We start from the raw sequence: 11,558 nt of genomic DNA on the forward strand, positions 1-11,558 counted from the left end.
CCATAAATTCACGTTCTATACTTCCAATTTCACAGCTATCGTCTCCAGCGCCTTCGCCAAGTCACGATAAATGATGTTACCTACTACAATGGTGTCACAAACCGCAGCCGCTTGTAACGCGGTAGATTTATCCACGATTCCTCCCCCGTATAGGACACGAGAGCGCTCCGTACTGCGATGTATTTTTTGCACCAGCTCCATATCCCCAAAAGCACCGCTATATTCCACATATACAATCGGCAGATGCATGAGCTTGTCAGCAATCTGTGCATACGAGGCCGCAGATGAAGCACCCAGCGAAGTATCTGCTCCGGTAAGCTTAGCGACCGTAGAATCACCGTTCAAAACAATATATCCTTCCGCCACAAGCAAATCCCACGGGATCATATAACCAAACTGATCAATCGCACGTTGGTGCTGCCCTAGAATCCAATTACTGTCAGCGGTATTCAGTACCATGGGAATCATATATAGATCAAACCCTGGCACTACAGCCTCCAGATCGGACACCTCAAGCACACACGGCACCTCATAACGCCGAACCCGTGACAGCAAATCCACCGTATTTTCATAGGTTACGCCCGATGAACCTCCTACCATAATGGCGTCCGTACCAGACATACACACGGCGTCAAGTGCCTCATCATCCAGTTCCTTGTCAGGATCAAGCTTAAACACATGCTTCCATGATTGAATTGAATCTGCCAACACACATTCCTCCAGCATCCATTGCTTTTGTCATGATCCAGTCGAGCCGAATTCCAATATCCAAAAGCGTTCTATGCTAAGTCTATGACAGTGCTTAAAAGGTGTCAATGTTCGTATCAAATGGGAACACCCCGTTCAGACTACTCATGGTCGTAGCGCATACAACCAACTGCGTTTACTAAGTTCTTTTTCCGTTAAAATATCTGTATAGAAACCTCGCACACCCATCTGTTCATACTCAGCCGCATCCTTCAACTCATTAATGGTATTTACGTAGCACACTGCTCCTGCCTGGCGTAAACTTTCCACTAAAGTACCACTCACCCGACTCTCTGGTAAAGTTACTGCCGTTATATCATTTTGTTGTACAAATCGAACGATCTGGTCATCTTTATCCTCTGTGGCATAGAGCGTATAAATAACGGATGGATAGGGATAAATACTCCGCAACGTTTGCAGCATTTCTTCATTGTAAATTTGAGGAACAATACGGGACAAAAGCTTGGGGTTTTTCTCCTGTGCCTGACGGGTCAGTTGTGCAAACAACTGTTTGATTTGGGCAGGGTCCTGTTCTTTCGTATCGGTCACAATATAAGCATCCGGGTATGTTTCCAATAAATCCAATACATCCTTCCAATCTACTGGGGTATAGGAACCGTGTATGGGTGTGTTCTTAAATTGGTGATAGCTCCAAGGTTTTCCGCCCTGTTCTGTAGCAACTGCGTGTTCCTGTTGCATTTGCTCTGTAAAAGATTCTGTCCATTCATGGCGCGCCACCAATTGTCCATCCGAAGTAAACATCAGGTCGACCTCGAATACGCGGCTGCCTTTTTTATAATTTTCCACAAACGCTTCACGCGCATTAGTATAGGCCAAACCATCAACAGCTCCCATGGCATGCGAAATCACGCGGTGCGTGGTAAAGCCAGTATGTTCTTCTGTAGATTGCCCTTTGTAAGCCAGTAAAAATGTGCCGATTAACATTAAAAGAATGACCGTAGCAATCAATCGTTTCATAGGGTGTCACATCCTTTTCGTACAGGTCAATACCCCACATACGCATACTCAAAACAACTGCCAGACGCAAAAACACCCTCCGGCTAACCGAAGGGTGACTCTGGATTAATACGCGTTCTTGAAACCATTGCGAATCGTACGGAAAATAATTTTAATATCGAATAAGAGCGACCAGTTCTCAATATAGAAAATGTCATGCTTAATCCGTTCCTCAATAGATGTATCTCCACGCAACCCGTTGCTCTGTGCCCAGCCTGTGATTCCGGGACGAACATGATGCTTCACCATGTATTTTGGAATTTCCTCACGGAACTGATCCACATAATAGGGTCGTTCTGGACGTGGACCAACGACACTCATATCACCCAGCAGAACGTTGAAAAATTGCGGCAGCTCGTCGAGACTCGTTTTACGAATAAAAGTACCAAAACGTGTGCGTCTTGGGTCATTAGCAGTCGTCCAGCCCGTATCTTCAGTTCCAAGAGGCAGCACCTTCATCGAACGGAATTTGTACATTCGGAAGGTGCGACGGTTCAAGCCTACCCGCTCCTGCTTAAAAATGATGGGCCCTCTGGATGTAATCATCACACCAATCGCCACTGCCAGCATGATCGGAGAGGTCAGGAGAATCGCGAATAAAGAGAATAAAATATCGAATAGACGCTTAAACAGTCGATTCCCCGCTACATCCAGTGGAATATCCCGTACATTGATCATCGGCATACCTGCAAAGTTATCAAAGTACGGGCGAGCCGGCAAATAATCGAAAAAGTCGGGGATTATAAGCGTGCGCACTCCAGCTTTTTCACACATGTTGATAATCTTGGGGTACTTATCATGAGCATCCAGCGGGAGCGCCAGAATGACCTCGTCAATCATCAGACGCGACAGCGTAGCCTCCAATTGATCTAAGCCTCCAAGAATCGGGCGGAAATGTGCCTCTTCCTCTTCACTCCAATGCCGCTTATCATCCAGAAATCCTACTACTTCATATCCTAAATCAGGATACTGTCCAAGATTATGATAAAATCGTTGGCCTAGAGTACCAGCCCCGAGAATAAGCATGAACTGCTTGTTGTATCCTTTTTGACGGAGAGCTTTAAGAACTTGCTTCAAAAAAAATCGGTAAAACAAAATAAGCAGCACGTTTCCAAGCATATAGATTGCCAGATAGGACCGCGAAATGTCGATTTGCTTCACGAAGAACATCACACTCAACAGCACAAACAGGCCAACGATATGAATCTGGGTGACGCGGAATACGTCATCTGCAAACCGTTTTTTGCGTTTGGGCGAATAGAGCGAGAATAACATCCCCAACACTACAGCAATCAGGCCGTAGATTAAGCTCCAGCCTCCATATACTTGAATAGGAAGCGGTTCTTTATAGGTGATCCATTCACTTTCAAATTTGAAAAACCAAGCGATCAGAAAGGACAACTGAATGACCGCGAAATCCGCCACAATATATAATTGGGTTAAAAAACGCTGATTTCTGCGTATCATGCTTTCACCTCAGTACGAGATTGTTCCCCGCCGTCTGGCTTGACCGGTGTGGACAACTTATTTTTTAGAAAGGCCATTCCAAATTTCACGGTAATTCCCGCATATACAGCCATATTGGTGATCCAACTGTATTGCTGTTTATAATGCTTACGATGAAATACCCACATTGCTCTATGAAACTCATAAATAATTTTCAAAGGACGACGGCGAGCGCTGCCCCCTTTGATATGAATAATATATGTGCGCGGGTAGTAGTAAATGCCCCACCCGGCTTGCTTAATCCGGTAACACCAGTCAATATCCTCACCATACATAAAAAAGGTTTCGTCCAAACCCCCAACCTGGTCAATCGTCTCCCGGCGCACCAGCATAAAAGCACCTACCAGTACATCTACAGGATACTCATCGTCCGGGCTTAGATGCCCAAGCTGATATTGATTGTACTTCGGGTTATCCGGGTAACGCTTCGACCAGCCGAAAGCGTAGTAAAAAGAAGCTGACGGCGTTGGAAATCCTCGCTTACAAGCCTTGTCTAATGATCCATCCGGCAAGATGACCTTGCAGCCCGATGCCCCCATCTCCGGATGCGTATCCATAAACTGAACCATTGTATCCAGCGTGTCCGGTTGCACCAACGTATCGGAATTCAATAACAATACATAACGCCCGCTAGCTACTTCCATCCCCTGGTTGTTTGCCTTGGCAAAACCTGTATTATCCTTGTTGGCTATCAACGTAATCTCCGGGTATGCAGCACGAATAGCCTCAACAGATCCGTCACTGGAGTGATTATCAATAACAATCACTTCATATCGGTACTGCGACTTTGACGCATACACCGACTGCAAACAATCCAGCGTCAATTGACACGTATTATAGTTGACGACCAGTATGCTTACATCCATATTTAAAACGCTCCTGACAAATTCAGTAATCTATTCTACTATCGCCTATTATAGCATACCGCACAGACCACGGGGCGCAAAAAAGCACACAACTTGTAACCTTACATAGTTAGTAGAATTTCACAAAATTCGATTCCTGTCGCTCCAAAGTGCAAATATAGACAAACGAAACCATTTCGATCTATATATTGTTCATTGGAAGTCGGTTATTGGATTTTTGTAAAATCCTCGGTTGAGGTCTAAAATTCATCGTGGTAAGATATACATGGAAAAAGGGCTGGTGCCAGCCAGCCCCTGCGCAACCAACGCTCCAAGAGCGGACGGTTTTGGAACAATCAGGCCGAAAATAGACCCTTCCTTGCGGGGGCGGTCTATTTTCGTTTGTTAAACTCTAACAGTGTGACGATCAACGCCCCGAACGTCAGCATTAAACTGAGCGCCTCAAACACTGTCACAGGCTTCACCCCCCTCCTCGGGAGAGTTAGCCGGCCGCCCTTGCCAGCTCTATCGGTTGCACGTTTCAATTATACTATATTTTTCCATAAAGGAACACGCATTCGATGGTATTTTATCTAGTATTCATTTGCACCTTTGACTATTTGACGCTCATATATGAAAAAAAGTTTCAATATTTTTTCTTTCCATACCTCTATAACTTCCTCATTATGAAAACCAACTTATAAATCCAGTTGTCCAACCGTGACTGCCTATAAAATGGGGACTGCCAAATATATTTCATACGAGAAATTACGCCCTTTTGGTAGCTGTCCAGGAATTGATCCATATCTTTATACATTTGAGGAGACATGTCTTGTCCATAAAGTTGAATAAATTGCTGGGCTTGTTTGCTTAAAATATAGCCATTTTTTCCTTTTATAAATCTACTTAGTCTTTTCCTCCACTTGCTAACCCAGCCATCGGTAGAACCTCCCAGCACATTGTTTTGATGCTGCCGATACCAAATGGACGGCTCGGGGTCAAAAACAACCTTACCAAAAGAGGAGGTGCATAAGTAAATCCACCAGTCATGCATAATAATGTTATCCAAAGAAGTCGGAGTTCTCTTTTTCACGAGCTGGAGGGTTTCTATATTGATCACCATGGTACAACCTACACACACATTCTCAATAAGAGCATTATAGAAGGATACAGGTCGGGGGATGTCAGCTGGCCATACTTTAAGTGGTTCCAATGTTTGAGAGACCATTTGTGTAGCAGAACAGTACATCAGCGGCCGGCTCCCATCCTGATCCCTGAGATAAGCCACAGCCTGAGCAAGTTTGTTCGGCATCCACACATCATCCTGATCACAAAAAGCGTAATAGTCGAATGTCTCAGACGATCTTTGAATCAAATCAAAAAAGCTTTTAATAACCCCTACATTGCTCTCGAGGCATAAAATAATCTGTTGAGGATAACGTTGCTTCAGCGCTCTCAACTTGGCAACCGTATCATCTGTCGAGCCATCATCACGAATTAGGATCTGAACTTCTACGTCTTTTTGATTTATGAGACTTTCTATTTGCTCATCTAAATAAGCTGCTCCATTATATGTAGACAATAAAATTTGTATGTTAGGTCTGTTCAGAGTAATGACCTCCTTCTTTTAAAATGTGTAATAGAGGGACAATAGGTTCCATCTGCTTATACATTATAATGCTCAGCGTCCTTAATCAACATAGGCTTTAATATAATAAAATCTCCCAATCATGAACTGATGGGAGATTGTTGATATTTATAATAAGGTTTTAATTACTCGGATTTACTAAGATACTCCCGCAAAAAATCACGCAATCCCTTACGCCAGTCGCGCAAATCATTTAACCCGTTGGTTCGGATCGCTATATGCTCCATAACAGAGTTGCGTGGCCGCGCTGCCGGTCTGGGGAATTGCTCTGTGCTACACGGCTCCAATTTCGCTGTGATCTTGGCATCTAATATTTCCGCCGCATCCTGTAAAATAGCTTGCGTAAATTCATACCAGGTACAGGAGCCACTATTGGATGCATGGTATACGCCATACTTCTCCGTTTGAATCAATTCCGCCAAAAAACGTGCCAAATCCACCGTATAGGTAGGTGAACCCTTCTGATCATTCACCACCTGCAGGAGCGGCTTCTCCTGACCAAGCTTCAGCATCGTTTTAACAAAATTGTTTCCGTACAATCCATATACCCAAGATGTACGAACAATAAAGTACCTGGAGGAGAGTGTTTGGGTCAATACCTCTCCCGCCCGTTTGGACTTTCCGTAGATACTCTGCGGATTGGTATTATCGTACTCATGATATGGCTCTTTTGCCTTTCCATCGAACACATAATCTGTGCTGATATAAACCAGCTTGGCTCCAACCTTTTCCGTAGCCAGTGCCATATTACGTGTACCTGCCGCGTTGACTTGATAAGCCCCGTCTACATCAGTCTCTGCTGCATCCACAGCCGTATACGCTGCACAGTGGATTACGGCGTCAGGTTGATATTGTCCTACAACCTTCACGGTCTGCTGCAAATCCGTGATATCCAATTGTTCCCGATCGTAACCAAGGACATCATGTCCTTGCTCCTGAAAAACCTTTACTACGTCTTTACCAAGTTGGCCGGATGCTCCAGTAACCAATACCTTCATCCTAAGCATCCCCCAAGCGGGAACCGTACTGCTTTGCATAGTATTGTTGATATTCGCCAGATTGAATGCGAGTCCACCATTCTTCGTTGTCTAAATACCAGCGAATCGTTTCTTTAATGCCGGTTTCAAAAGAGTGCTTGGGCTTCCAGCCCAACTCATTCATCGTCTTCGTTGGATCAATACCATAACGGCGGTCATGACCTGGACGATCCTGCACATACGAAATCAGAGATTCTGGCTTGCCCAGCTCCTCCAATACCGTTTTGACGATATGCACATTTGTCCGCTCGTTATTTCCCCCGATATTGTATACTTCACCCAGTTTACCCTGATGAATGACCAGGTCAATTGCGCTGCAATGATCCTCTACATACAACCAATCGCGAATGTTCAAGCCATCCCCGTATACTGGTAGCTGTTGATCACTCAGTGCACGAGAGATCATTAGTGGGATCAATTTTTCAGGAAACTGGTATGGACCATAGTTGTTAGAACAGCGCGTGATATTCACTGGTAAACCGAAGGTTTCATGATATGCACGAACTAGCAGATCGCCACCTGCCTTGGAAGCAGAATAAGGACTATTAGGCTGCAACGGAGTTTCCTCCGTAAACAATCCTGTTTCTCCCAGAGAACCGTACACCTCATCTGTTGATACCTGTACAAACTTGGTCACGTTATATTTCTTGGCTGCGTCCAGTAGCACTTGCGTACCCAATACGTTTGTTTTCACAAACACTTCCGGTTCCAAAATACTCCGATCCACATGTGACTCCGCTGCAAAATTAACCACCACATCAATTCCCTGCTGCATCAGTTGGTCAATCGCTTGTGCGTCGGTAATATCTACTTTGATGAAGCTATGTTTGGGGTTATTTTCAATGGATCTCAAATTTTCCAGGTTACCTGCATAGGTAAGAGCATCTATATTTACAATTTCATAATCTGGATGGTGTTTTAACATATACAATACAAAGTTACTACCTATAAATCCGGCCCCGCCGGTGACAAGAAGTTTCATACAGACCTCCTAAATCTTATTATTCGTCTAATCAAAATTAATGTCTGCATCGGCCAGTGCTGGATGCTTCTGATCCTTCTCCGAAAGAATAGCATGAGAAGTGGGCCAATCAATCCCTAGTGCAGGATCATTCCACAGAATTCCACGATCATTTTCAGGTGAATAATACTCGTCTACCTTATACAGCACTTGAGTATTAGGAACAAGCGTACAGAACCCATGAGCAAACCCCTTAGGCACCAGTAGCTGACGTCTATTATGCTCGCTTAAGATTACCCCAACCCATTGACCGAATGTTGGAGAACTTTTACGAATATCCAAAATCACATCGTAGATAGCTCCAGAAAGCACACGAATGAGTTTTGTTTGTGCTTTTGGCTCAAGCTGATAATGCAAGCCACGAATAACTCCAGTCTCTACAGATAATGATTGATTATCCTGAATAAAATCATGATTAATCCCGTTTTGTTTCATGACTTGTTCATTGTAACTCTCCATAAAAAAACCACGATGATCACCATGAACCACGGGTTCAATAACTTTTGCACCTTCTAGTTTCAAAGGGATTACCTTCATAAGTCTGCATCCTCCCTTTATTTAAAGCTTTAATTTCCCAAATTCTTCACCAAAGACGATATCCTTGGCTAATTCATTAGCACGTGCAAGAGATGGGTGAGTTCCCGCATCCGTCCACCATCCTAGGAGAACATCATATGTCAATGTTCCATTAGCAATATATGCATTGTTGACGTCAGTGATCTCAAGTTCTCCACGAACTGAAGGTTCAAGTGTTTTTACAATTTCAAACACACTACAATCGAACATATAAATTCCTGTTACAGCATAATTGCTTTTTGGATCTTTAGGTTTTTCTTCAATAGACACGATACGTTCCCCTTGAAGCTCAGCCACTCCAAAACGATGTGGATCCTGTACCTGCTGAAGAAGGATCTTCGCACCCGTGATTTGATTGCGGAAATTGTCCACAAATGGTGCAATGTCATCTTCAAATACATTATCGCCCAAAATAACAACCATCTGATCATCACCTACAAATTGTTCAGCCAAATCAAGGGCTTGTGCGATCCCGCCTGCCTCATCCTGAACTTTATAAGTAAATGTTACGCCCATTTCACGACCGCTACCAAGAAGGTTAACGACATCCCCCATATGTTCTTTACCTGTAACAATAAGGATATCTTGAATGTCAGCTTGTTTGAGCTTATTTACCGAATGAAAAATCATTGGATACTTACCGACGGGTAATAAATGCTTATTCGTTACTTTAGTTAAGGGATAGAGGCGAGAGCCTGTACCTCCTGCAAGAATTATACCTTTCATTGCTCCTCCTTAATTACTTTTAAATTATTTTTGGTATCATATTTGCGAAAAAATAAGTTTAGCAATATTTTAATAAGTAACAGATTACCTCGAAGTGGACTAATTTTAGTAGGTACTTTTCCCTTTGGATATGAACGTTCAACAGGAATTTCCATAACTTTATAGCCTAATTTGGGTGCTTTAACTGACAAATAGCCCAACAGCTCATAGGTCTCAAAAACATCTCTAAAGGGATGTAATTCTGGATCTTTTAAAAATCGAGCAGAATGGGCTCTAAATCCATTGGTAGTGTCTGTATAATGATATCCTGCAACTAATGATATAAACGGGGCATGAATAAGTTTAATAGCAAGTTTTCTTGATATAGGAGTATTTATTTCCTTACCTCCTGGTATATACCTTGAACCTTGCACAAAATCATAACCTTCATCAAGTTTCTGAATGAATTCAGGAATTGACTCAACACTATCTTTATTATTGCCATCCACAGTAATAATGCCCTCATATTGTTCTTGTAATGCGTAAGCAAACCCCATTCGTAATTGTGCACTCAACTTACCCTTATCTTTTTTTACTAGAATAGCTCTTACACGGTTCTCTAAAAGAAATGCTTCTTCTAGAGAACCATCGGTGCTCCCGCCATCTAAAATAATAATATCAACAGTTTCTGCAAGTGATTTTAACTTGTTAAGCTGCTTTTTAATTTTAGCTCCCTCATTAATAACAGGAATACAAACACAGTATTTACTACCTTTTGACTTGAACTCTTTAAGCTCAAAATTAGGTATTGACCAATTTTCATTTTGTATAGCATTCATTGGTAGGATTTTCTCCTTAATTATACATAAATTTCTGAAGCATATTTTAGGGCCCGCTCAACTGTTCCAGCATTCGAATTGTCCCCGTTCTTCATTTCAATAGACACCCAGTTTTTATATTCGTTTTCTTTTAGCACCTCTGCTATTTCCCTATGTGGTGACACACTTCCCTCGCCACCGACCTTATTAAGATAAGGTTCGCTAATATGAAAATGACTCAAATAAGGAATACTTTTTTCAATAGCAGAAGAAATATTTTCGTTATTCAAAGTAAGAGCGCCCGCATCCAGATGCAATTGAAAACCAGCATGGTTTACTTCCTGAACCAATTGTATACCTTCATCACTATTCGTAATGAAATCACAACCATATTGGGGTGGATTAGGCTCTATACATAAGGTTATATTTTCTATAACAGCAGCCTCAGCAAGTTCCGCAAAAAATGGAATAGCAATGTCCAGTTGCTCACTCTTAGACAGTCCATTGGAAAGTCGGTTCTTAGGAGATCCAAATACCAGCGCTTTAACTCCTATTTTTCCCGCCAAGTCCATTATACCCAGTACATATTCCTTTAGCTTGTTACGAGATTCAACATCTGAAAACAAAGCCAACCCATGCTGTCCAAATAATAATGATTGCATAGCAATTAAATGAATATTTCTTTGTTCCCAATATTGCTTAAATTGTAGTAATTCGTTAGTTTCGCAATCTAATGGACGTTGCCAAAATTTAGTAGGAGCAATTTCTAGTCCACGAATGCCAAGTTTATTAAGCAACACAATGATCTCTTCATCCTCATTACTATTCCACGCAATATTGGAAATAGAAAGTTTCATTGAAGCGCCCTCTTTTCTTCCTCAATAAATACTTTAATCTCCTGTAGAACTTCTTCTTTAGATTTCATATATTCTTTATTGTCACGTTCACTGAAAATATGTGAATACAAGCTCCTCATATCATATGAAACAGGCTTCTTCTCCGTCTCATTGGAAAAGTTAATATTCAGTCCAGCCTGAGCAATTTCTTTTGCACTCACAGGCTCTGTAGCAAAATTCACTATGCTTAGCGAATTAGCTAGTGCGATTTGAATATCATCCCACAGATGGTTCATATTATAAAATTGAAATTCACTTAGGTGATGAGTTAGATGTAAAGCATTGTCATGAATTAAATCATAAATGAAGTTTTTCTTAAGTCCTTTGCCGAATAGACCAGGGAGACGAATAATCAAATGGTCATGAAAAGTTTTGGTAACGAACTGTTCTAAATAAAAGCGATGTTTTCCGTAAGGTTCTGCTGTTTCTGTTTGTATATTCGTAGACTCATCAACTTTGATAGGAGTACTATATATATCAACTGTAGAGATGAGCACAAACTTTTGAGCCTTGACCTCTTTTAAACAGGAAATAAGTTGATTAATATTAGCCAGATCTTCCTCTGGAGCTTGATTAGCCTTCCATTTGACAGCTGGTGCAGCTGCACATACCACTAAATCATATTCCATGCCTTTAATAGACTCAATATTGGACGAATTATATAACTCATCAAATACGGTCTGTGCAAGTAAAGTAGAGCCTACATACCCAGTAAACCCTACAAGACAATTTTTCTTCACAA

The 11,558-nt window shown here is 42.0% G+C and carries 13 protein-coding genes; all 13 read right to left on the reverse strand.

Going from position 1 to position 11,558, the window contains the following annotated elements:
• Window positions 1-15: 15 nt before the first annotated feature.
• On the reverse strand, window positions 16-726 hold the full coding sequence (locus ACM1ND_RS24060) for a heptaprenylglyceryl phosphate synthase (protein ID WP_418026641.1): 711 nt from the start codon (window positions 724-726) through the stop codon (window positions 16-18).
• 126 nt (window positions 727-852) lie between these two features.
• Entirely contained in the window at window positions 853-1,725 is an 873-nt protein-coding gene (locus ACM1ND_RS24065) for a phosphatidylinositol-specific phospholipase C/glycerophosphodiester phosphodiesterase family protein (protein ID WP_418026643.1), read from the reverse strand.
• 105 nt (window positions 1,726-1,830) lie between these two features.
• The gene (locus ACM1ND_RS24070; protein WP_418026645.1) at window positions 1,831-3,231 is read right to left on the reverse strand and encodes an undecaprenyl-phosphate glucose phosphotransferase; all 1,401 of its coding nucleotides are present in this window, start codon (window positions 3,229-3,231) and stop codon (window positions 1,831-1,833) included.
• On the reverse strand, window positions 3,228-4,136 hold the full coding sequence (locus ACM1ND_RS24075) for a glycosyltransferase family 2 protein (RefSeq protein ID WP_103744787.1): 909 nt from the start codon (window positions 4,134-4,136) through the stop codon (window positions 3,228-3,230). Before ACM1ND_RS24075 ends, ACM1ND_RS24070 begins: the two co-directional genes overlap by 4 nt.
• Window positions 4,137-4,507: 371 nt before the next feature.
• Window positions 4,508-4,600, reverse strand: coding sequence for a putative holin-like toxin (locus ACM1ND_RS24080; protein ID WP_219727884.1), 93 nt, complete (start codon window positions 4,598-4,600; stop codon window positions 4,508-4,510).
• A gap of 185 nt (window positions 4,601-4,785) precedes the next feature.
• The gene (locus ACM1ND_RS24085; RefSeq protein ID WP_418026647.1) at window positions 4,786-5,697 is read right to left on the reverse strand and encodes a glycosyltransferase family 2 protein; all 912 of its coding nucleotides are present in this window, start codon (window positions 5,695-5,697) and stop codon (window positions 4,786-4,788) included.
• A gap of 191 nt (window positions 5,698-5,888) precedes the next feature.
• Window positions 5,889-6,761, reverse strand: coding sequence for a dTDP-4-dehydrorhamnose reductase (gene rfbD, locus ACM1ND_RS24090; protein ID WP_418026649.1), 873 nt, complete (start codon window positions 6,759-6,761; stop codon window positions 5,889-5,891).
• A 1-nt stretch (window position 6,762) separates the two neighbouring features.
• The gene (gene rfbB / locus ACM1ND_RS24095) at window positions 6,763-7,782 is read right to left on the reverse strand and encodes a dTDP-glucose 4,6-dehydratase (protein ID WP_076294085.1); all 1,020 of its coding nucleotides are present in this window, start codon (window positions 7,780-7,782) and stop codon (window positions 6,763-6,765) included.
• A gap of 27 nt (window positions 7,783-7,809) precedes the next feature.
• Entirely contained in the window at window positions 7,810-8,358 is a 549-nt protein-coding gene (gene rfbC / locus ACM1ND_RS24100) for a dTDP-4-dehydrorhamnose 3,5-epimerase (protein ID WP_418026651.1), read from the reverse strand.
• Between the two features lie 21 nt (window positions 8,359-8,379).
• A complete protein-coding gene (locus ACM1ND_RS24105) occupies window positions 8,380-9,123 on the reverse strand; it encodes a sugar phosphate nucleotidyltransferase (RefSeq protein ID WP_418026653.1) in 744 nt (247 codons plus the stop codon).
• Window positions 9,120-9,941: a glycosyltransferase family 2 protein gene (locus ACM1ND_RS24110; RefSeq protein ID WP_418026655.1), complete on the reverse strand. Its 822-nt coding sequence runs from the start codon at window positions 9,939-9,941 to the stop codon at window positions 9,120-9,122. Before ACM1ND_RS24110 ends, ACM1ND_RS24105 begins: the two co-directional genes overlap by 4 nt.
• Window positions 9,942-9,961: 20 nt before the next feature.
• Window positions 9,962-10,777, reverse strand: a complete 816-nt coding sequence (locus ACM1ND_RS24115) for a sugar phosphate isomerase/epimerase family protein (protein WP_418026657.1) — start codon at window positions 10,775-10,777, stop codon at window positions 9,962-9,964.
• Window positions 10,774-11,556, reverse strand: a complete 783-nt coding sequence (locus ACM1ND_RS24120) for an NAD-dependent epimerase/dehydratase family protein (protein WP_418026658.1) — start codon at window positions 11,554-11,556, stop codon at window positions 10,774-10,776. Before ACM1ND_RS24120 ends, ACM1ND_RS24115 begins: the two co-directional genes overlap by 4 nt.
• Window positions 11,557-11,558: the final 2 nt, after the last annotated feature.

Source organism: Paenibacillus sp. JJ1722, assembly GCF_048282685.1.
Taxonomy (GTDB): domain Bacteria; phylum Bacillota; class Bacilli; order Paenibacillales; family Paenibacillaceae; genus Paenibacillus; species Paenibacillus polymyxa_B.